Genomic DNA, 21,570 nt, shown 5'->3' with positions numbered 1-21,570 from the left:
GCCTTCCTTCGCTTTCCCCGGCGGCTCGGACCGCTTTAACGCAGACTTCTAGGGTTTTTCATGACGCGCTACATATTCGTCACGGGCGGTGTTGTTTCTTCATTGGGGAAAGGCATTGCCTCCGCTTCATTGGCGGCCATCCTGGAGGCGCGGGGACTTAAGGTCACCATGCTCAAGCTGGACCCGTACATCAACGTTGACCCGGGCACCATGAGCCCGTTCCAGCACGGTGAAGTGTTCGTCACCCACGACGGCGCCGAGACCGACCTGGACCTGGGCCACTACGAGCGGTTCATCCGCACGACCATGACCCAGAACAACAACTTCACCACCGGCCGTGTCTACGAGCACGTGCTGCGCAAGGAGCGCCGTGGTGACTACCTGGGTGCAACCATCCAGGTGATCCCGCACATCACCGACGAAATCAAGCGCCGCATCATCAAGGGTGCAGGCGATGCCGACGTGGCGATGGTCGAGATCGGTGGCACCGTGGGTGACATCGAATCCCAACCGTTCCTCGAAGCCATCCGCCAGTTGCGTTTCGAAGTCGGCGCCAAGCGCGCGATGCTGATGCACCTGACGCTGGTGCCGTACATCGCCACCGCCGGCGAAACCAAAACCAAGCCTACCCAGCACTCGGTCAAGGAACTGCGTTCCATCGGCCTGCAGCCGGACGTGCTGGTGTGCCGCTCCGACCACGCGATCGACATCGCGTCCCGTCGCAAGATCGCCCAGTTCACCAACGTTGAAGAACGTGCGGTAATCGCCCTGGAAGACGCCGACACCATCTACAAGATCCCGGGCATCCTGCATTCCCAGGGCCTGGATGATTTTGTCGTCGAGCGCTTCGGCCTGCAATGTGGCGGCGCCGATCTGTCCGAGTGGGAAGCCGTGGTCGACGCCAAGCTCAACCCTGAGCATGAAGTCACCATCGCCATGGTCGGCAAGTACATGGAGCTGCTGGACGCCTACAAGTCGCTGATCGAGGCGATGAGCCACGCGGGCATCAGCAACCGTACCAAGGTCAACCTGCGCTACATCGACTCCGAAGACATCGAGAACCAGGGCACCGCGCTGCTGGAAGGCGTTGACGCCATCCTGGTTCCGGGCGGCTTCGGTCTGCGTGGCGTGGAAGGCAAGATCACTGCCGTCCAGTACGCTCGTGAGAACAAGGTGCCGTACCTGGGGATCTGCCTGGGCATGCAAGTGGCGGTCATCGAGTTCGCCCGTAACGTGATGGGCTGGAAAGACGCCAACTCCACCGAGTTCGATCGCACCAGCGGTCATCCGGTCGTGGGCCTGATCACCGAGTGGGAAGATGCCACCGGCGCCGTCGAAACCCGTACCGAAGCCTCCGACCTGGGCGGCACCATGCGCCTCGGCGCGCAGGATTGCCTGCTGGAGCCGGGGTCCCTGGTTCACGATTGCTACGGCAAGGACGTGATTGTCGAGCGTCACCGTCACCGCTACGAAGTGAACAACAACCTGCTGCCGAAAATCATGGAAGCCGGCCTGAAAATCTCCGGTCGTTCCGGTGATGGCGCGCTGGTTGAAGTGGTTGAAGCACCGGATCATCCATGGTTCGTGGCTTGCCAGTTCCACCCGGAGTTCACCTCGACCCCGCGCGACGGTCACCCGTTGTTCAGCGGCTTCGTTAAAGCAGCACTGACGCAACATCAGAAGAAGGCGTAAACCTGATGGCCCAGAAGATCATTCGCGTAGGCGACATCGAGATTGCCAACGACAAGCCCATGGTGCTGTTCGGCGGCATGAACGTGCTGGAAAGCCGCGACATGGCGATGCAGGTCTGTGAAGAGTACGTGAAGGTGACCGAGAAACTCGGTATCCCCTACGTGTTCAAGGCCAGCTTCGACAAGGCCAACCGTTCGTCCGTGACTTCCTACCGCGGCCCGGGCCTTGAAGAAGGCATGCGGATCTTCCAGGACATCAAGCAAGCCTTCGGCGTGCCGATCATCACCGACGTCCACGAGCCTGAGCAGGCAGCCGTGGTTGCCGAGGTGTGCGACATCATCCAGTTGCCGGCCTTCCTGTCGCGCCAGACCGACCTCGTGGTCGCGATGGCCAAGACCGGCGCTGTGATCAATATCAAGAAAGCCCAGTTCCTCGCGCCTCAGGAAATGAAACATATCCTGAACAAGTGCGTGGAAGCGGGTAACGACCAGTTGATCCTCTGCGAGCGTGGTTCGAGCTTCGGCTACAACAACCTCGTGGTGGACATGCTCGGTTTCGGCATCATGAAACAGTTCGAATACCCAGTGTTCTTCGACGTGACCCACGCGCTGCAAATGCCCGGTGGTCGCGCCGATTCCGCTGGCGGGCGCCGTGCCCAGGTACTGGACCTGGCCAAGGCCGGCATCAGCCAGTCCCTGGCAGGTTTGTTCCTGGAAGCCCACCCGGACCCGGACAACGCCAAGTGCGACGGCCCATGCGCCCTGCGCCTGGACAAGCTGGAGCCATTCCTGGCCCAGTTGAAGCAGTTGGACGACCTGGTCAAGAGTTTTCCGACGGTAGAGACCGCGTAAGCGCCATTTCTCCGGTAGACTTTCCCTCGCTTTACGCTCAGGCCCACGGGCCTGAGCCTTGTCGCCTGCAAGCCTGCCCGTTGTTCCACCCTTGCGGTCGGTCAAAAGATTTCCTTCAGCTGCGTCGTTTTCGTCAACTTTGGAGTGTTTACAACAATGGCAAAAATCGTCGACATCAAAGGTCGTGAAGTTCTCGACTCCCGTGGCAACCCTACCGTCGAAGCCGACGTGCTTCTCGATAACGGCATCATCGGCAGCGCCTGCGCGCCGTCCGGTGCTTCCACAGGTTCCCGCGAAGCACTGGAACTGCGTGATGGCGACAAGAGCCGTTACCTGGGCAAGGGTGTACTCAAGGCGGTGGCCAACATCAATGGCCCGATCCGCGACCTGCTGCTGGGCAAGGATCCACTTGACCAGAAAGCCCTCGATCACGCGATGATCAAGCTCGACGGTACCGAAAACAAAGGCAGCCTGGGCGCCAACGCCATCCTCGCCGTGTCCCTGGCCGCTGCCAAGGCCGCTGCACAGGACCAGGACCTGCCGCTGTACGCCCACATCGCCAACCTGAACGGCACTCCGGGTGTCTACTCGATGCCGGTTCCGATGATGAACATCATCAACGGTGGCGAGCACGCTGATAACAACGTCGACATCCAGGAATTCATGGTGCAGCCGGTTGGCGCCAAGACCTTCTCCGAAGGCCTGCGCATGGGCACCGAGATTTTCCATCACCTCAAGGCTGTGCTGAAGGCCCGTGGCCTGAGCACTGCAGTGGGTGACGAAGGTGGTTTTGCGCCGAACCTGGCGTCCAACGAAGACGCACTGAAAGTGATCTCCGAAGCCGTGGCCAACGCTGGCTACAAGCTGGGCACCGACGTGACCCTGGCCCTGGACTGCGCGGCCAGCGAATTCTACGAAGACGGCAAGTACAACCTGTCCGGCGAAGGCCACGTGTTCACCTCGGAAGGTTTTGCTGACTACCTCAAGGGCCTGACCGAGCGCTACCCGATCATCTCGATCGAAGACGGCCTGGACGAGTCCGACTGGGCTGGCTGGAAAGTGTTGACCGACAAGATCGGCGAGAAGATCCAGCTGGTGGGCGACGACCTGTTCGTGACCAACACCAAGATCCTGAAAGAAGGCATCGATAAAAAGATCGCCAACTCGATCCTGATCAAGTTCAACCAGATCGGCACCCTGACCGAAACCCTGGAAGCCATCCAGATGGCCAAGGCTGCGGGCTACACCGCCGTGATCTCCCACCGCTCCGGCGAAACCGAAGACTCGACCATTGCCGACCTGGCCGTGGGCACTTCGGCTGGGCAGATCAAGACCGGTTCCCTGTGCCGTTCCGATCGCGTTTCCAAGTACAACCAATTGCTGCGTATCGAAGAGCAACTGGGCGGCAAAGCCAAGTACAACGGTCGCAGCGAGTTTCGCGGCTGATTGTTAAATGGTAAAAGGTCAGCGGATTACGTCGGAAAAATCACGGCAGCGTGAATTTCGGCGCTAATCTCATGACTAACAAGCACAAGCCTGGTTTTTCCAGGCTTCGTGCTATCAGTTGCTGCAAAAGTTTTGCATGGCTGTCTTTTTTCACTGGATACCCGATATTCGATGCGCAGTCCCAATTGGTTGTTCCTCGTCTTGCTCTTGCTGCTGGCTGGCCTGCAGTACCGCCTTTGGGTGGGGAATGGCAGCTTGGCGCAGGTCACCGAACTGACCCAGCAAATTGCCGCACAGCACGCCGAAAACGAGGTGTTGCTGGAGCGCAATCGCGTGCTCGATGCCGAAGTACTTGAATTGAAGAAAGGCATGGAGACCGTTGAAGAGCGGGCTCGCCATGAGTTGGGCATGGTCAAGGAGGGCGAAACCCTCTACCAGTTGGCCCAATGAGCATTTCGTCACCGGCCTTCTGGGCCGTGATTCCTGCCGCGGGCGTGGGTGCCCGTATGGCCGCGGACCGTCCCAAGCAGTACTTGCAATTGGGTGGGCGCACTATTCTCGAACACAGCCTTGGCTGTTTCCTCGATCATCCGGGCCTCAAGGGGCTGGTGGTCAGCGTTGCGATGGATGACCCTTACTGGCCGACCCTGGCTTGCGCCGCCGACCCACGCATTGTGCGCGTTGACGGCGGCGAAGAGCGCTCGGGTTCGGTCCTCAATGCCTTGCTTTACCTGCACGGCCAGGGCGCGAGCGATGACGATTGGGTGCTGGTGCATGACGCCGCCCGGCCGAACCTCAGCCGCGATGACCTGGACAAGTTGCTCTTTGAACTGGCCGACGACAGCGTGGGTGGGCTGCTGGCCGTGCCGGCGCGGGACACCCTCAAGCGCGCCGACAAGCACGGGCGCGTGTTGGAAACGGTTGATCGCACGCCGATCTGGCAGGCCTACACCCCGCAGATGTTCCACCTTGGCGCGCTGCACCGGGCCTTGGCCGACAGCCTGGTCTCGGACGTGGTCATCACCGACGAAGCCTCGGCCATGGAATGGGCCGGGCATGCGCCTCGCCTGATCGAAGGCCGTTCCGACAACCTCAAGGTCACCCGCCCGGAAGACCTTGAATGGCTGCGCCAGCGTCGGACTTTCCAGTCTTCCTGACGGTCACACCGTCATCTGTTCAACCCCGGCCGGGGTCTTGAACTCATCCACCAGCGCCTGAATGCTGTCGAACGGTTTGCCGTCCACGGCCCAACCGGGCGCGCTGATGGCGTATCGGCTGCCCTGTTGATCGATCCTGAAATGGCGTACGTCGCCTCGCCGTGAACGGTAGTGAAGGTGTGCCGGTGTCGTGACGGTGGCCGGGGTCAGCATGAACTGGCCTGGCTTGGTCAGCAGCGTCTGTGGCGTCCTGGCCTGGGGCTGGGAGGGGCCGGGCGCCGGTTGCGCCGGGCGTTGCAAGCTGGCGCGGTCCACCCGCAGGACCAGGTTGGCCTTGACCGTTCCCTCACCCTTGCCGATGCCCAGGCTGGCGGTGCGTCCCGTGTCCACTTCGACGCCGAGGTGCCCGCCAGCCGCTGCATCCTCGATCCGCAGGCCGATGCTGCCGGTGAGTTCGGCGATCCCCGGAATCCCTTTGTAGGTATTGGTATGGCTGTCACCCACCAGTGCGACCCATTTTCCCGGGCGCGGCTTGGTGGTCTGGATCCATTGAATCACCTCGGTGGCGTAGAAGTTCATCATGCGCTGGCGCAAGTTGTCGGCGGTGTCGGGCAGGTCGCGCAGCATGTAGCTGACAGTGCAGTCGATCGGCTGGATTTTGATCCCGGCGTCACGGGCTGCGGTGACGATGTTGACGAACGAGTAGTGCCGGTCGCGCAACGGCGGGTAGATGTTGTTGAGGAAGCCCTTGAGTTCCTCGGGCATCACCGCGCTTCGGGTACGGTAGAACGCCTTGAGCAAGGGCATGTGTACATCCGTCAGCAGATGCTCGAAATAGAGGCGTTTGACCCCCTCGCTGGCCAACAGCGGCATGTTGTTGATCAGGAACGCCTTGCTCGACAGGGCTCCATGGCTTTCGCCGATCACCAGGCCGTCGCTGGCGTGCAGCAGTTTTTGAATGATGGTCGGCTGCGATTCATTCAGGCTGAGCCTTGGAAGCACCGGCCGCATCGGTGAAAACGACAAGTTGGCAAAGAATATCGTGGCATCTTCAGACAGCTTGGTTCTTTTCTCGAAAAACAACTTGCGGGTGTCTTTCACCGGCTGGGCACCGCTGCCCACGGGTTCAAGGTTTTCCGAAAACGAACTGGTGTCGGTGAGCATCTCCGAAACGGTCTCGCGTGCGGGGGGTGGCATCTCGTAGGCACTGTAGAACGTCGAGTGTTGCGGGCCGCCGAACAGCGTGTAGACCCTTTGCCAGGCATTGCGAAATGCGCCTCCGCCGGCCAGCCCGGCCGTGCGCCACTTCAGGTCGGCGCTCTGGATGGCATACAGGCCGGTGGATTGCAGCGTGTTTGGCGCGTTGGGAGCCATTACGAACAGTTCGAAGAAGCCTGATTCATTGGGGGTCTTGTAGGTCAGGTACAGGTCGCCGTGAATCCGGATGGTCTGCAGGCCGCCGGGAGTCATCCGTGGGCTCAGGGTGCGCGTCTCGGTGTTGGCCGCCATGGAGGTTTCGTTGATGGCGCTGACGCTGATCCGGCCCGCATCCTGGCGTACTGCCGGGCCCAGGGTGGGGCGCAGGCTTTCGAGGCCCTTGAGCCCCTTGGACACGCCATGGGCGACCACCGGCAGCGCGTTAAGGGCGCCGAATACAATGCGCTCCTTCGCGTGGGGTTTGCCGCGCAGCAGGTCGTCGGCACCCACCACCATTTCAGTCGCGCCGGAGGTCAGGAAGCAAAATTCCGCCAATAGCGCGTTGCCCATGGCCAGTGCCACGGGAATCGCCAGGATGCAGGCTTTTTCCAGGGCATCCAAGGTGTCGGCCTTGAGCGTATCCAGGGGCGAAATAAAGCTTCGCGCCGCTACTTTTGCAAGGCGTACCCTGATCTGCCGGGCGATGAACTCAAACGGGTTACTGCCCAGTGCCGGATACATCGGGTTATTGATGTACTGCTCGGGATCCCAGTAGTTATCGGCCCGCAGGCTGTTGAACAACCCCGGGGAGGTTGCCGGCTTCGGAAACACCGCCATCCCCACCAGTGCCTCCTCCACGCCGCTGTAGATCAGGCCGGAGTCGATGGCGTCCTCGTCGAAGTGTTGGGTCAGCGCCTTGCGTTGAGTGGCGTCCCTTGCCGTTTCCACCAGCCAACTGCGCATGTCTGCCGGGTTATTGAACCCATGGAAGGGCGAGGAGTTGCCCGGGATATAGAGCAGGGTCACCTGGCTTTGGTTATCGGTGATGGTCAGGATGTCGGTGGATTCGCTGTTGTGAACGCGCAATAGCCGCAGGGACAGGTTTGGGTCGAGGCGATAGGGCTCCTGGAAATCCTCCAGGGTGAGGTTGTCGTGGTTCTTGTCGATGCCGATTCCCGCCGCCCGTGCCGCCAGCTGTCTCTCTGCCACGGTCAGGGTGAACTCATGGAACTGTTCCAGATAGGCTTTGGTGAACGCGATGCGCATCAGGGTGTTGTAGTTTTCCCGGTGGCTGTTCCAGAACTTGCCGATCGCCTCGTCGTAGGTTTGTTCGAAATGGCTTGAGTTAACGATGTGCCTGAAGGTTTTTGGTGAAATCTGCAGCTGCGTGCTCGGGTCGTAAACCTGGGGCTGGCTTTGCAGATACAGCGCCTCATAACGCCTTGGCGGGATCCAGCCCGAGACGATGAACTCTTCGTTGAACATTGCCGGAATCCGGTTATCCATCAAGCGCGGCAGCTCGCTGACAATATTGAAATAAGGTGCAGTGGTGGAAAACCCGGTGGTATTGAGCATGCCGCCCGGGGGCTGGGGCGCATTGCAGACCATGGCCTCGGTCAGCGACATCGACTGGATCACCACGGCGGTGAAGGCCGCATTGGGATTGTCGGTGTTGTATTCGAGGGTGGCGAGGAGGGTGGTATCCGGGTCGAACTCGACCTGGCTGAGGGGCTGTACCCGCTCGCGGATCAACTGGGCGGCGATTTGCGAAGGTACGGGGAAATCCGCCAGGACCTTGCGAACGAAATGACTGATGCGCTGGAGTTGCGGGCCGTTGGTTATCATGGGGGTGCCTGGTTACGCAGTAAAAAAGGCTATTTACCGGCACTCAGGCGCTGCATGGGCGGTAGCTGTCTATCGCAGGTAGACGGGATGGTTGCCCAGGCCCTCCTTGAGAAAGTCCACCAGTTTTCGCACCTTGGGCGAAAGGTGGCGTTGTTGCGGGTACAGCGCCCAAACCGCGGTGTTGGGCGGTTGATGGGCTTCGAGTAACGACACCAGTGCGCCGCTGTGCAAATGCTCCAGCACGTAATAGTCCGGCAACTGGCAAAGACCGACACCTTGCAGGGCCGCATCCAGCACCGCTTGCCCGCTGTTGCAGCGCCAGTTTCCCTGTACACGCTGGGAAAATTCGCGCCCGTCCTGGGCCAGTTGCCAAATATCCGAGCTGCCGATCAGGCAGTTATGCCGGCTTAACTCCGACAAGCTATGTGGCCGCCCGTACCTGGCCAGGTAGGACGGTGACGCGCACAGGTACATACGCCGCGGCGCGAGGCGGCTGGCAACCATGCGCGAATCCGCCAGGCGCCCGAGGCGAATCGCCAGGTCCAGGCCTTCGTGCACCAGGTCCAGCTGGCGGTTGGTCAACTCCACGTCCACGCGCAATTGCGGATAAAGCGCCATGAACCGCGTCACCAGCGGCACGATAAAACGCTCGCCGTAAGCCACTGCGCAGGTCATGCGCAACATTCCCTTGGGCTCGCTGGCCAGGTCGCCCACGGCGCGCAAGGCTTCTTCGCGACCGTCCTGCAATCGCTGGCAATGTTGCAGGAAGGTCTGGCCGGCTTCGGTCAGTGTCACCTTGCGCGTGCTGCGATACAGCAAGCGTGTTTGCAGGCGCTCTTCCAGTCGCGCGACCTGGCGGCTGATATGGGACGACGACACGCCCAGGCGCTCGGCGGCCGCGGTGAATTGGCTGCATTCGGCCACGGCGACGAACTCGTCGATGCCCTCCCAGCGGTTTTCCAGCATGCTGATTGTCCCTGTACGGCAATAATGTTTTGCTTTTGTCTGGATTATTAATCAGATGAGCATGTTTTACACTGCCGGCCTTACGTTTTTAACCCGATGGAGAAACCGGATGATCAAGTCCCGCGCGGCCGTAGCCTTCGAAGCCAAGAAACCCCTCGAGATCGTTGAAGTGGATGTGGCCATGCCCAAGGCGGGCGAGGTGCTGTTGCGGGTGGTGGCGTCCGGTGTGTGCCATACCGATGCCTACACCCTGTCGGGCGCGGACCCGGAAGGCATTTTCCCGTCGATCCTCGGCCACGAAGGCGGCGCCGTGGTTGAAGCCATCGGCGAAGGCGTGACCTCGGTGGCGGTGGGCGACCACGTGATCCCTCTGTACACCCCGGAATGCGGCAAGTGCAAATTCTGCCTGTCGGGCAAGACCAACCTCTGCCAGGCGATTCGCGCCACCCAGGGCAAAGGCCTGATGCCCGACGGTACTTCGCGCTTTTCCTACAAGGGCCAGCCGATTTTCCACTACATGGGCACTTCGACCTTCTCCGAATACACCGTGCTGCCGGAAATCTCCGTGGCGAAGATTCCCAAAGAAGCGCCGCTGGAAAAAGTCTGCCTGCTGGGCTGTGGTGTCACCACCGGTATCGGTGCAGTGATCAACACCGCCAAGGTCAAGCCAGGCGACACCGTGGCCATCTTCGGCCTGGGCGGCATCGGCCTGTCGGCGGTGATCGGCGCGGTGAAAGCCAAGGCCGGCCGCATCATTGCCATCGACATCAACCCGGCCAAGTTTGAAATCGCCAGGCAGCTGGGTGCCACCGACTGCATCAACCCGAAAGACTACGACCGCCCGATCCAGGACGTGATCGTCGATTTGACCGACGGCGGCGTCGACTTTTCCTTCGAGTGCATCGGCAATGTCCAACTGATGCGTGCGGCCCTTGAGTGCTGCCACAAAGGTTGGGGCGAGTCGGTGATCATCGGCGTGGCCGGCGCCGGCCAGGAAATTGCTACCCGTCCGTTCCAGCTGGTCACCGGCCGCGTCTGGCGCGGTTCGGCGTTCGGCGGCGTGCGCGGTCGCAGCGAGTTGCCAAGCTATGTGGAAATGGCCCAGACCGGTGAAATCCCGCTGGATACGTTCATCACCCACACCATGGGCCTGGAAGATATCAACAAGGCGTTTGACCTGATGCATGAAGGCAAGAGCATCCGCACCGTCATTCACTTCTGAGGTCGGCCATGAGTCTGGAAAACCTGTCGTGCCAGAAAAGCTTCGGCGGCTGGCATAAACGCTACAAGCATCATTCCGACGTGCTGGGTTGCGACATGACCTTCGCCGTGTACCTGCCGCCGCAAGCGGAGCAGGGCGGCAAATTGCCGGTGCTGTACTGGCTATCGGGCCTGACCTGCACCGATGAGAACTTCATGCAGAAGGCCGGCGCGCAACGCATGGCAGCCGAGCTGGGGTTGATCATTGTTGCGCCGGACACCAGCCCGCGCGGCCCCGGTGTGCCGGGTGATCCGGACAACGCCTGGGACTTTGGCCTGGGCGCCGGTTTCTACCTGAACGCCACCCAGGAGCCCTGGGCCCAGCACTATCGGATGCATGACTACGTGGTGCAGGAGTTGCCTGCATTGGTCGAGGCGCATTTCCCGGCGTCGGCCAAACGCGGGATCAGCGGCCACTCCATGGGCGGCCACGGCGCGCTGGTGTGTGCCTTGCGCAACCCGGGGCGTTATCAGTCGGTGTCGGCGTTCTCGCCGATCAACAACCCGATGGATTGCCCGTGGGGCCAGAAGGCATTCTCCCGCTACCTGGGCGAAGAGCGCTCGAAATGGCGCGAATGGGATGCCTGCGTGTTGATCAGCGAAGCCTCGGAAAAGCTGCCATTGCTGGTGGACCAGGGCGACCGCGACGATTTCCTCGCGGTGCAGCTCAAGCCTGAAGCGTTGCAACAGGCGGCCAGGGCGGCGAACCATCCGCTGGAGCTGCGCCTGCAACCGGGCTATGACCACAGCTACTTCTTTATCGCCAGCTTCATCGAAGACCATTTACGCCATCACGCGCGCGCTTTGCTCGGTTAATGTGAGGCAAAAGTAGGTAGAATCACGCCCTGAATTAAATCGGGGCGTTTTTTTATGCGTATTGGCCACGGCTATGATGTGCACCGTTTCGCCGAAGGCGATTTCATCACCCTGGGCGGCGTGCGGATCGCGCACCACCACGGGTTGCTGGCTCATTCCGACGGCGACGTGGTGCTGCATGCCTTGAGCGATGCCTTGCTCGGCGCAGCCGCGTTGGGCGACATCGGCAAGCACTTTCCGGACACCGACCCGACCTTCAAGGGCGCGGACAGCCGTGTGCTGTTGCGTCACGTGGTCGGCTTGATCCATGCCAAGGGCTGGAAGGTCGGCAACGTCGACAACACCATCGTCGCCCAGGCGCCCAAGATGGCCCCGCATATCGAAACGATGCGCGCGCTGATTGCCGCGGATCTTCAAGTTGAGTTGGATCAAGTGAACGTAAAAGCCACCACCACCGAAAAGCTCGGGTTTACCGGTCGCGAAGAGGGCATTGCCGTGCACTCCGTTGCCTTGTTGCTGCGCGCATGAATGATCTGCAACTGCTGGGCCCGCGTGCCTATGGCGAGGCCTTGGGCAGCGCTGTTCTAAAGGCCACCGCTGAAGACTTCCAGGTGGATGAAGTGCTGGATATCCCGCTGACCGGCGAGGGTGAACACCTGTGGTTGTGGGTGGAAAAGCGCGGCCTGAATACCGAAGAGGCGGCGCGGCGGATTGCCAAGGCGGCGGGCGTGCCGTTGCGTACCGTCAGCTACGCCGGGCTCAAGGACCGCCAGGCGCTGACCCGCCAGTGGTTCAGCGTGCAGTTGCCGGGCAAGGCGGACCCGGACCTGAGCGCGGCTGAAAACGACACCCTGAAGATCCTCAAGACCGGCCGTCACAAGCGCAAGCTGCAGCGCGGCGCGCATTCGGCCAACGGCTTTACCTTGCGCCTGACCCAGTTTGCCGGGGATGCGGCGGCCATCGACGCCCGCCTGCAACTGATCGCCCGGCAAGGCATTCCCAACTATTTCGGCGCCCAGCGTTTCGGCCATAACGGCGGCAACGTCGTCGATGCCCGTGACTGGGCGGCGCGCAAGGCCTTGCCGGAGCAGCGCAATGTGCGTTCGCGCCTGCTCTCGACGGCCCGCAGCTTCCTGTTCAATAAAGTGCTGGCGGCGCGGGTGGCCGACGGTTCCTGGCAGCGCGCCCAGGTCGGTGACTTGCTGGCGTTTACCGACAGCCGCAGCTTTTTCCCGGCGGGGGAGGCTGAATGCAGCGACCCGCGCCTGGCAATCCTCGACCTGCATCCCACCGGCCCGCAGTGGGGCGAAGGTGATTCGCCGGCGGCGGGAGCAACCTTCGCGCTGGAACAGGCGATTGCCGACGGTGAAGCCGAACTGCGGGATTGGCTGGTGAATGCCGGCATGAGCCAGGAACGTCGCATTCTTCGACTGCCCATTGGCGGGTTGACGTGGCATTATCCCGAACCTGACATTCTGCAATTGGAATTCGTCCTGCCGGCTGGATGCTTCGCCACTGTCTTGGTGCGCGAGCTTGTAGATCTGGTGCCGGTGGGGCAGACGGACAGCCCATGCGTATTCTGATATCTAACGACGACGGGGTCACTGCACCCGGCCTTGCCGCGCTTCATGCTGCGCTGGCGGATTACGCCGAGTGCGTGGTGGTTGCCCCGGACCAGGACAAAAGCGGCGCCAGCAGCTCGCTGACGCTCGACCGTCCGTTGCATACACAGACGTTGCCCAACGGCTTTATCAGCGTGAATGGCACGCCGACCGACTGCGTGCATCTGGCGATCAACAGCCTGCTGGACCGCGAGCCGGACCTGGTGGTTTCCGGGATCAACCTGGGCGCCAACCTGGGTGACGACGTGCTGTATTCCGGTACGGTGGCGGCAGCCCTTGAAGGGCGCTTCCTCGGTCGGACCTCGTTCGCTTTTTCGTTTGCGTCCCGTCAACTGGACAACCTGGCGACTGCGGCGTATTTCGCCCGCAAGCTGGTGGAGGCCCATGACACCCTGGTCCTGCCGCCGCGCACGGTGCTCAACGTCAATATTCCCAATCTGCCCCTGGACCACATTCGCGGTATCCAGCTGACCCGCCTCGGCCACCGTGCCCGTGCGGCAGCGCCGCTGAAGGTGGTCGACCCGCGTGGCAGGGAAGGGTACTGGATTGCCGCTGCCGGCGATGCCGAGGACGGTGGCGAGGGCACGGACTTTCATGCGGTGATGCAAGGTTATGTCTCGATTACCCCGTTGCAACTCGATCGCACCTTCAGTGATGCCTTCAGTAGCCTCGATGGCTGGCTGGAGGGGCTGCGCTGATGGCTCGTGAACAAGACGACCTGCTGCGCCGGGGCATCGGGATGACCTCCCAGCGCACCCGCGAGCGATTGATCCAGCGCCTGTATGAAGAAGGGCTGTCCAATGCCCAGGTGCTGGAAGTCATCCGGCGTACCCCGCGGCATCTGTTTGTCGATGAAGCCCTGGCGCACCGCGCCTATGAAGACACAGCCTTGCCCATCGGCCACAACCAGACCATATCCCAGCCCTATATGGTGGCGCGGATGAGTGAGTTGCTGCTGGCGGCGGGCCCGCTGGACAAGGTGCTGGAAATCGGCACCGGCTCCGGCTACCAGACGGCCGTGTTGTCGCAGTTGGTGGAGCGGGTGTTTTCCGTGGAGCGCATCAAGGTGTTGCAAGACCGGGCCAAGGAACGCCTGGTGGAGTTGAACCTGCGCAACGTGGTGTTCCGTTGGGGCGATGGCTGGGAGGGCTGGCCGGCACTGGCGCCATACAACGGCATTATCGTCACCGCGGTGGCGACCGACGTGCCCCAGGCCTTGCTCGATCAACTGGCTCCCGGCGGGCGCCTGGTGATTCCGGTGGGCTCCGGCGAAGTGCAACAATTAATGTTGATCATTCGCGAGGAAGAGGGCTTTTCCCGGCATGTGCTCGGCGCCGTGCGTTTTGTCCCGCTGCTCAACGGTCCGCTGGCCTGATCAATTATTTCTGCGTACTGAATTCTATTGCCGGGTATGTGTCTTACAGCGGGGTCTGTTGAGTCCACATCATCAGCCGTCGGAGCTAAACATGATGAAATTTTCTTTAGAATCGTGTTTCCAGTAAAAACCCAACGGCCAGTTATACTTGCGTCATATTTCAAGCCTGATACAGGCGTTCATAGTCAGCCACCACAAAGGGAGCGGCGGGTGAGTCTCACGGTCATTGCACAGCGTATGAGTCAAACAAGCTTTCAGCGACTGGTGATTGGCCTTGTCTTGAGTTCCTTGCTGGCGGCTTGTTCAAGCACGCCATCCGGTGGTGCGCGGGTGGTCGACCGCAATAACGCGGTACCGCAGAAACCTACCGTTACCACAGGCCAATACGTCGTGCGCAAGGGCGATACGATGTTCTCGATCGCCTTTCGTTATGGCTGGGATTACAAGGCGCTCGCCGCCCGTAACAACATCCCTGTGCCATACACGATACATCCAGGTCAGACCATTCGTTTCGATGGACGAACCGGTTCAACACCGACCGCGGTAGTCACAAACACGGCTTCTTCGCCGTCGTCTTCGAGCAAGACCACCATCATCACCCGGCCTGCAGGCACCGCCGCGCCTAGCGTTGCGAGCAAGCCAGCACCTGCGCCGATGCCGCCGGCGGGGCCCGCACCGACCGGCTGGGGATGGCCCTCAAATGGCATCCTTATTGGAAAATTCTCTTCAAACGGTAGTTTGAATAAAGGCATTGATATCGCCGGGGATTTGGGACAGCCTGTTTTAGCTGCGTCTGATGGGACAGTGGTGTACGCCGGGAGTGGTTTACGGGGCTACGGCGAGCTGGTCATCATCAAACACAGCGATACCTACGTCAGTGCCTACGGTCACAACCGCAGGCTGTTGGTTCGGGAGGGGCAGCAGGTCAAAGTCGGACAGACAATTGCCGAGATGGGGTCAACTGGTACAGACCGGGTGAAACTGCACTTTGAGATTCGCCGCCAAGGGAAGCCTGTTGATCCGCTGCAATTCCTTCCCCGTCGTTGATGTGTTGCACAGCCTGTTCCTCACGTAGTAGGAACAGGCTCCAGCGTTGCCAAGGATAAAGGCGTCGCTTGAGCTTGAGGTCGAACTCACCAAAGGACTATAACAATGGCTCTCAGTAAAGAAGCGCCGGAGTTTGACATCGACGATGAGGTTCTCCTTATGGAGACTGTCATCGATACGGAATCGATGTCGAATGAGGGACCTGCTGTACCTTCAGTTCGCACCAAATCCAAGAACTCCACCGCGTTAAAGCAACACAAGTACATTGATTACACACGGGCGCTCGACGCGACTCAGTTGTACCTCAATGAAATCGGCTTTTCCCCTCTGCTCACTCCCGAAGAAGAAGTCCATTTTGCGCGCTTGTCGCAAAAGGGCGATCCGGCTGGGCGCAAGCGCATGATTGAAAGCAACCTGCGACTGGTGGTGAAAATCGCCCGACGCTACGTCAATCGTGGGCTGTCCCTGTTGGACTTGATCGAGGAAGGCAATCTCGGCCTGATCCGGGCGGTGGAAAAGTTCGACCCTGAGCGGGGCTTCCGCTTTTCGACCTACGCCACCTGGTGGATTCGTCAGACCATCGAACGGGCGATCATGAATCAGACCCGTACGATCCGGTTGCCGATCCATGTGGTCAAGGAGCTCAACGTCTACCTGCGGGCGGCGCGTGAGCTGACACAGAAACTCGATCATGAACCTTCGCCTGAAGAAATCGCCAACCTGCTGGAAAAACCGGTGGGAGAGGTCAAGCGCATGCTCGGTCTCAATGAGCGGGTGTCTTCCGTCGATGTCTCGCTGGGTCCGGATTCGGATAAAACCCTGCTGGACACCCTGACCGATGATCGTCCTACGGACCCATGTGAGTTGCTGCAGGACGACGATCTGTCGCAAAGCATCGACCAGTGGCTTTCGGAGCTGACGGACAAACAGCGTGAGGTGGTGATTCGCCGCTTCGGGCTGCGCGGCCACGAAAGCAGCACCCTGGAAGATGTTGGCCTGGAGATTGGATTGACCCGTGAGCGGGTGCGGCAGATCCAGGTCGAGGGCCTCAAGCGCTTGCGCGAGATCCTCGAGAAGAATGGCTTGTCGAGTGAGTCGTTGTTTCAATAAGCGACGCAGGATGAAATGTGGGAGCGGGCTTGCTCGCGAATACGGTGTTTCAGTCAGCCTATCTGGCGACTGATTCACCGCTTTCGCGAGCAAGCCCGCTCCCACATTTTTTTGTGCATGGAATTACATCGTGTGATTGGCAAATCCCGAGCACAAAAAAAGCCCCGCTTTGCTCGTTCCCACGCTCTGCGTGGGAATGCAGCCCAGGACGCTCCGCGTCCCAAAGCGTGACGCAGAGCGTCACAAGAGGCATTCCCACACAGAGCGTAGGAACGAGCGGGCACAAAAAAGCCCCGCTTTTGAGGGCGGGGCTTTTCGACTAAATCAGTACAAGTTAGATAACTTGAACTTCTTCAGCTTGCATGCCTTTCTGACCGCGGGTAGCGATGAAAGAAACCTGTTGGCCTTCTTTCAGGCTTTTGAAGCCGTCGGATTGGATAGCTTTGAAGTGAACGAACAGGTCGTCACCGGATTGTGGAGTGATGAAGCCGAAGCCTTTTTCATCGTTGAACCACTTAACGGTACCAGTTTGGCGATTAGACATGGTGTATCTCCTTGGACAAAGTTAACTGCGACTCAGGAAAAGCCCTGGCCGAGACTGAGTGCAAAGAGCAGGAAAAATTCTTGGAGATGGTTGGATCGAAATTCAACATATCGTGTAGAGATTCTCAGTGACACAAGCAGCACAGTGGCGCCACCTTAACCCTTTTTCCGGAACGTGCCAATGGTATTTCCGAAGGTTTCTCTATTTTCGTGACTGGCGGCACCCTGATACCGCACCAACACCCCACGATTGAAGGTGCGCCCCGCCCAGCAGGGGCTGCGCGGCGCCAAGAAAAACAGCCGCCCCTTTGAACCACGGGGCCAGCCCCGGTAAGATGCCCAACAGAATTTTTTCACCTCGCTATTCAGGACACCCGCCATGAGCATCAAATCGGACAAGTGGATTCGCCGCATGGCGCAAGAGCACGGCATGATCGAGCCCTTCGTGGAGCGCCAGATGCGTGGCGAAGGCGCTGAGCGGCTGATCTCGTTCGGGGTTTCCAGCTACGGCTACGACGTACGCTGCGCCGATGAGTTCAAGGTGTTCACCAACATCAACTCGGCAACCGTCGATCCGAAAAACTTCGACGAAAAAAGCTTCGTCGACGTCAAGAGCGACGTCTGCATCATCCCGCCAAACTCCTTTGCCCTGGCGCGCACCGTCGAATTCTTCCGTATCCCGCGTAATGTCCTGACTATCTGCCTGGGCAAAAGCACCTACGCGCGCTGCGGCATCATCGTCAACGTGACGCCGCTGGAGCCGGAATGGGAAGGGCACGTCACCCTGGAGTTCTCCAACACCACCACCTTGCCGGCAAAAATCTACGCCAACGAAGGCGTGGCGCAGATGCTGTTCTTCGAATCCGACGAAGAGTGCGAAGTGTCCTATAAGGACCGTGGCGGCAAGTATCAGGGCCAGCGCGGCGTCACGCTCCCACGCACTTGATCGAATCGTCTTACAGGCTAAGGGAATTTGTCAGCGGGCATGCACTCTATTGGGTGTACTGCCCCGACGCGTGCACAACGCGCCGGGCCACGCTTGAGGAGTCCCCTATGAAGCTCGATCCGCGAATCAGCGCCGAACTCGCCCGGCTTGAACCCAACCAGATTGGTGTGATGGCCTGGTCCTTGATGGCCGATCCCGCCGCAGGCGGCATTCCCGGCCAGCCAGGTCCCGATGATCCCTGGCCCAACCAGCCTGAAGAGCCTGGCGAACCCACTCTCCCTGACGAACCGCCTCCCGCCCCTGTGGCCTGATTTCCTGCACGTGTCGCCAATGGTCAGTTGCTCAACGCACTGGCCATACTTCCTGGTCTCCGATCACGAAGATCCGGCTGCCTTCTTCCTGCGTCACTGAATAACCCCCGGTAAAAGCGCCGAACGCCGGTAGCAGGCTGACTTGGTTGCCGATCAGGAAGCACGGCAGGCGCAAGCTTTGCCGGCCCTTGCCCCGCAGGCGATACACCGGATGCACGTGCCCGGCCAGCACATGGTGGCTGGCATGGGCGTCGGGCTCGTGCTGCAAGGCAAACGGGCCCATCAGCAAGGGTTCGGTCACCACCTCAATATTCAGATCGCCAGGCGGGTCGCCAGCGCGTTTGTCGTGGTTGCCGCGAATCAGCGTGAGCGCCACGCCTGCATGACGCTCACGCCAGGCTCTCAGGGCGTTCAGGGTGCCGCTGGCGTGAGAGCCGGGCCCGTGGAGAAAGTCGCCGAGAAAGATCACCTGCGCGCCGGGGAAAGCCGCCAACAACCGGTCCAGGCGCTGCAGGTTGGCCGTCGTCGTGCCCTGTGGCACTGGCTGGCCCAGGCTGCGATAGGCCGACGCCTTGCCAAAATGCGCGTCGGCGATCAGCAGGCACTTTCTCGCAGGCCAGTACACTGCCTTGTCCGCCAGCAACCACAGCGCTTCTTCCGCCAGATGTATCGGGTAATGAGCGGGCATCAGGGCTTCCCGTTATCGGCGACTTTTTCCAGATCCTTGACCATCCGCGCAATCCGCTCCGAGAGTTTTTCCGAGCTCAGGCTTTCCCGAAAACGTTCCACCAGCAGCGGAAAGGCCAACGGCGTAGGCCGTTTGATGCGATGCAGGTCCAGCTTCAACCCAGACAGGTGGCGCAAGGTCTCTTCCAGGCGACGAATATCCAGCTCATCCCGCAGGACTTCTTCCCCGGCCTGGGTCAGCAGCAGGTTCTGCGGGTCATATTGCTTGAATACCTCAAAGAACAAACCGCTGGAAGCCTGGACCTGACGCGTACTTTTCGGCGCGCCCGGATAGCCTGCGAACACCAGCCCGGCGATCCGCGCGATCTCGCGAAAACGTCGCAGGGCCAGCTCACCGGCATTCAGGCTGGCTACCACGTCATCCAGCAGATGATCCGCGCTCAGCAGTTCGCCGCCCAATAACTCAGGCCAATCCACTTCGGTGGCACTCAGCAGTTCCAGCCCATAGTCATTGACCGCAATCGAGAACGTCACCGCCTGCCGCCGGCTGACGCGCCAGGCCAGCAGGCTCGCCAGCCCCAGATGCACCTGGCGCCCGGCAAACGGATACAGGAACAGATGCCAGCCCTCCCGGGACTTGAGGGCCTCGGCCAGCAAGTGATCGCGGGTCGGCAGTCCGGACCAGCGCAGCTGGGTTTCCAGCAAGGGTTGCACCGCTTGCATCTCCGGGCCGAGATAGTGACCGTGGGCAGCCGCATCAAAGCGCTCGACCACCGCCTGGGCCAGCTCGTTGGAAAGAGGCATGCGCCCGCCGTTCCAGCGTGGCACGGCAGCCTTTTTCGCGGTGCTGCGCTTCACATAAGCAGTCATGTTTTCCACCCGTACCAACTCCAGCAAGCGGCCGGCGAACAGGAAACCATCCCCTGGCTTCAGTCGTGCAATAAAGCCTTCCTCGACACTGCCCAGGGTCTTGCCACCGCCGCCTTTGCTCCAGAATTTCAGCTGGATGCTGGCGTCGCTGACGATCGTACCCACGCTCATGCGATGGCGCCGCGCCAGGCGTGCGTCGGGGACGCGCCAGATGCCGTGTTCGTCCGGCTCGACCCGGCGGTAATCCGGGTAGGCCGTCAGCGACAGGCCACCATGGCGCACGAAGCCCAGGGCCCAGGCCCAGTCTGCTGCGCTCAGGTCACGATAGGCCCACGCGGTGCGCACCTCCGCCAGCAGCTCATCCGGCACAAAGCCGCCGCCCAGCGCCATGCTCACCAGATGCTGCACCAGCACATCCAACGGCTTGTGAGGCGACTGGCGCGCTTCTATGCGCCGTTCAGCGATGGCGTCCTGCGCGGCAGCGGCTTCCACCATTTCCAGGCTGTGGGTTGGCACCAGCGTGACCCGCGAAGGCCGGCCCGGTGCGTGGCCGGAGCGCCCTGCGCGCTGCATCAGCCGGGCTACGCCCTTGGCGGAGCCAATCTGCAGTACCCGTTCCACCGGCAGGAAATCTACCCCCAGGTCCAGGCTCGACGTACACACCACGGCCTTCAGTTGCCCCTCCTTCAGGGCTCGCTCCACCCAGTCCCGGGTTTCCCGGGACAGCGAGCCGTGGTGCAGGGCAATCACTCCGGCCCAGTCGGGGCGCGCGTCGAGCAGGGCCTGGTACCAGATTTCCGATTGTGCCCGTGTGTTGGTAAACACCAGGCAACTGCTGCTGGCATCAACTTCGGCCACCACTTGCGGGAGCATTTTCAGGCCGATATGGCCGGCCCACGGAAAGCGCTCGATAACCGGTGGCAACAGGGTGTCCACTCGCAACTGTTTGGTGGTTTGGCCTTGGACGTTGATCCCGCCGCCTTGTGGGATCAACACCTCCAACGCGTGGGCCTGATTACCCAGGGTTGCGGAAATGCCCCACACAATCAGGTCGGGGTGCCATTGCCGCAGGCGGGCGAGGGCCAGTTGCAATTGCACGCCGCGTTTGTTGCCGATCAGTTCGTGCCATTCGTCCACTACCACCATGCGCAGGTGCGACAGGCTGGGCTGGCTGTCGGCGCGGGCGAGCATCAGCGTGAGGCTTTCCGGGGTGGTGATCAGGGTGGTGGGCAGACGGCGGGTTTGGCGGGCGCGTTCGCTGCTGCTGGTGTCGCCGGTGCGCAGGCCGACGGTCCAGGGGATTTTCAGTGATTCGAGCGGGGCCTCAAGGGCGCGGGCGGTGTCGGCGGCCAGGGCGCGCATTGGGGTGATCCACAGGACGGCCAGCGGTTCGGCGGGGGCTTTGCGTTTGCGGGGTGTGGTTTCGGTGATGGCGAAGCGGTTGAGGGCGGCGAACCACAGGGCGTAGGTTTTCCCGGCGCCGGTGCTGGCGTGGAGCAGTCCCGACTGGCCTTCCTTGACTGCGTGCCATACGTCTTTTTGGAAGGCGAACGGTTTCCAGCCCTTGGCGGTGAACCAGTCTTTGGCGAAGTTGGGGGATTTGGCCATGCTTGGGGCTCTGGGGGGGTAATTCAGAGACCTTTGGGGTGGGGGAAAGGTTTAACTGCGATTTTTTTTGGGGCGGGGTGTATATCCGTTATTTAGGTAACGGCTGCCTATGGTTCCGCTCTTACAGCGGGTCACTTTTGGCAAACGCCCCAAAAGTAACCAAAAGGTCTTTGCCCCACCACTCGGTGCCTCGCCTAGGCTCGGCATGCCCGCACTCCGGC

General features: G+C 60.9%; 20 protein-coding genes. 15 read left to right on the top strand and 5 right to left on the bottom strand.

All coding sequences use genetic code 11. The annotated features are described in order from the left end of the window. Positions 1 to 60: 60 nt before the first annotated feature. The 5 genes from HX807_RS10775 (at position 61) to ispD (ending at position 5,146) form a co-directional block, all read left to right on the top strand. On the top strand, positions 61 to 1,692 hold the full coding sequence (locus tag HX807_RS10775; RefSeq protein WP_003219298.1) for a CTP synthase: 1,632 nt from the start codon (positions 61 to 63) through the stop codon (positions 1,690 to 1,692). Positions 1,693 to 1,697: 5 nt separating this feature from the next. Then, positions 1,698 to 2,543, top strand: coding sequence for a 3-deoxy-8-phosphooctulonate synthase (kdsA, locus tag HX807_RS10770; protein WP_003219295.1), 846 nt, complete (start codon positions 1,698 to 1,700; stop codon positions 2,541 to 2,543). Between the two features lie 156 nt (positions 2,544 to 2,699). Further along, complete coding sequence (eno, locus tag HX807_RS10765; RefSeq protein WP_003219294.1) at positions 2,700 to 3,989, top strand: phosphopyruvate hydratase; 1,290 nt, start codon at positions 2,700 to 2,702, stop codon at positions 3,987 to 3,989. Positions 3,990 to 4,160: 171 nt separating this feature from the next. Then, complete coding sequence (gene ftsB, locus HX807_RS10760; RefSeq protein ID WP_003219292.1) at positions 4,161 to 4,439, top strand: cell division protein FtsB; 279 nt, start codon at positions 4,161 to 4,163, stop codon at positions 4,437 to 4,439. Beyond that, positions 4,436 to 5,146 carry a 2-C-methyl-D-erythritol 4-phosphate cytidylyltransferase gene (gene ispD / locus HX807_RS10755; protein WP_177020599.1) on the top strand — a complete coding sequence of 237 codons (711 nt, stop codon included), beginning with the start codon at positions 4,436 to 4,438 and terminating at the stop codon, positions 5,144 to 5,146. The genes ftsB and ispD overlap by 4 nt, the downstream gene beginning before the upstream one ends. Positions 5,147 to 5,149: 3 nt before the next feature. Here ispD and HX807_RS10750 read toward each other — a convergent pair whose 3' ends face one another. Further along, the gene (locus HX807_RS10750; protein ID WP_177049935.1) at positions 5,150 to 8,188 is read right to left on the bottom strand and encodes a dermonecrotic toxin domain-containing protein; all 3,039 of its coding nucleotides are present in this window, start codon (positions 8,186 to 8,188) and stop codon (positions 5,150 to 5,152) included. 69 nt (positions 8,189 to 8,257) lie between these two features. Next, positions 8,258 to 9,154 carry a LysR substrate-binding domain-containing protein gene (locus HX807_RS10745; protein WP_003219287.1) on the bottom strand — a complete coding sequence of 299 codons (897 nt, stop codon included), beginning with the start codon at positions 9,152 to 9,154 and terminating at the stop codon, positions 8,258 to 8,260. A 109-nt stretch (positions 9,155 to 9,263) separates the two neighbouring features. Between HX807_RS10745 and HX807_RS10740 the strand changes: the two genes are divergently transcribed. From HX807_RS10740 to rpoS, 8 genes are all read left to right on the top strand, one after another. Continuing rightward, entirely contained in the window at positions 9,264 to 10,376 is a 1,113-nt protein-coding gene (locus tag HX807_RS10740) for an S-(hydroxymethyl)glutathione dehydrogenase/class III alcohol dehydrogenase (RefSeq protein WP_003219285.1), read from the top strand. 8 nt (positions 10,377 to 10,384) lie between these two features. Next, positions 10,385 to 11,230, top strand: coding sequence for an S-formylglutathione hydrolase (fghA, locus tag HX807_RS10735; RefSeq protein ID WP_003219284.1), 846 nt, complete (start codon positions 10,385 to 10,387; stop codon positions 11,228 to 11,230). A gap of 54 nt (positions 11,231 to 11,284) precedes the next feature. After that, positions 11,285 to 11,758: a 2-C-methyl-D-erythritol 2,4-cyclodiphosphate synthase gene (ispF, locus tag HX807_RS10730; protein WP_003219282.1), complete on the top strand. Its 474-nt coding sequence runs from the start codon at positions 11,285 to 11,287 to the stop codon at positions 11,756 to 11,758. Beyond that, complete coding sequence (gene truD, locus HX807_RS10725; RefSeq protein ID WP_003219280.1) at positions 11,755 to 12,813, top strand: tRNA pseudouridine(13) synthase TruD; 1,059 nt, start codon at positions 11,755 to 11,757, stop codon at positions 12,811 to 12,813. Before ispF ends, truD begins: the two co-directional genes overlap by 4 nt. Further along, complete coding sequence (gene surE / locus HX807_RS10720; protein ID WP_003219278.1) at positions 12,801 to 13,550, top strand: 5'/3'-nucleotidase SurE; 750 nt, start codon at positions 12,801 to 12,803, stop codon at positions 13,548 to 13,550. The genes truD and surE overlap by 13 nt, the downstream gene beginning before the upstream one ends. Positions 13,551 to 13,591: 41 nt before the next feature. Beyond that, positions 13,592 to 14,227: a protein-L-isoaspartate(D-aspartate) O-methyltransferase gene (locus tag HX807_RS10715; protein ID WP_010176736.1), complete on the top strand. Its 636-nt coding sequence runs from the start codon at positions 13,592 to 13,594 to the stop codon at positions 14,225 to 14,227. Between the two features lie 210 nt (positions 14,228 to 14,437). Then, positions 14,438 to 15,274: a peptidoglycan DD-metalloendopeptidase family protein gene (locus HX807_RS10710; protein WP_032898924.1), complete on the top strand. Its 837-nt coding sequence runs from the start codon at positions 14,438 to 14,440 to the stop codon at positions 15,272 to 15,274. Between the two features lie 105 nt (positions 15,275 to 15,379). Then, positions 15,380 to 16,384 carry an RNA polymerase sigma factor RpoS gene (gene rpoS / locus HX807_RS10705; protein WP_003219274.1) on the top strand — a complete coding sequence of 335 codons (1,005 nt, stop codon included), beginning with the start codon at positions 15,380 to 15,382 and terminating at the stop codon, positions 16,382 to 16,384. Between the two features lie 334 nt (positions 16,385 to 16,718). On the opposite strand, the gene HX807_RS10700 is transcribed toward rpoS, so the two are convergent. Then, positions 16,719 to 16,928: a cold-shock protein gene (locus tag HX807_RS10700; RefSeq protein ID WP_002554837.1), complete on the bottom strand. Its 210-nt coding sequence runs from the start codon at positions 16,926 to 16,928 to the stop codon at positions 16,719 to 16,721. A gap of 378 nt (positions 16,929 to 17,306) precedes the next feature. Here HX807_RS10700 and dcd point away from each other — a divergent pair, with 378 nt between their 5' ends. Both dcd and HX807_RS10690 read left to right on the top strand, forming a co-directional pair. Next, on the top strand, positions 17,307 to 17,873 hold the full coding sequence (gene dcd / locus HX807_RS10695) for a dCTP deaminase (RefSeq protein WP_003219273.1): 567 nt from the start codon (positions 17,307 to 17,309) through the stop codon (positions 17,871 to 17,873). A 107-nt stretch (positions 17,874 to 17,980) separates the two neighbouring features. After that, on the top strand, positions 17,981 to 18,184 hold the full coding sequence (locus HX807_RS10690; protein WP_003219272.1) for a hypothetical protein: 204 nt from the start codon (positions 17,981 to 17,983) through the stop codon (positions 18,182 to 18,184). Positions 18,185 to 18,215: 31 nt separating this feature from the next. Here HX807_RS10690 and pdeM read toward each other — a convergent pair whose 3' ends face one another. Further along, a complete protein-coding gene (pdeM, locus tag HX807_RS10685; protein WP_003219271.1) occupies positions 18,216 to 18,872 on the bottom strand; it encodes a ligase-associated DNA damage response endonuclease PdeM in 657 nt (218 codons plus the stop codon). Then, on the bottom strand, positions 18,872 to 21,349 hold the full coding sequence (locus HX807_RS10680) for a ligase-associated DNA damage response DEXH box helicase (protein ID WP_177049933.1): 2,478 nt from the start codon (positions 21,347 to 21,349) through the stop codon (positions 18,872 to 18,874). The genes pdeM and HX807_RS10680 overlap by 1 nt, the downstream gene beginning before the upstream one ends. Positions 21,350 to 21,570 lie beyond the last annotated feature (221 nt).

It is taken from the genome of Pseudomonas sp. D8002, assembly GCF_013385695.1.
In the GTDB taxonomy this organism is placed as follows: domain Bacteria; phylum Pseudomonadota; class Gammaproteobacteria; order Pseudomonadales; family Pseudomonadaceae; genus Aquipseudomonas.
This window is presented reverse-complemented; position numbering and strand designations above follow the sequence as displayed.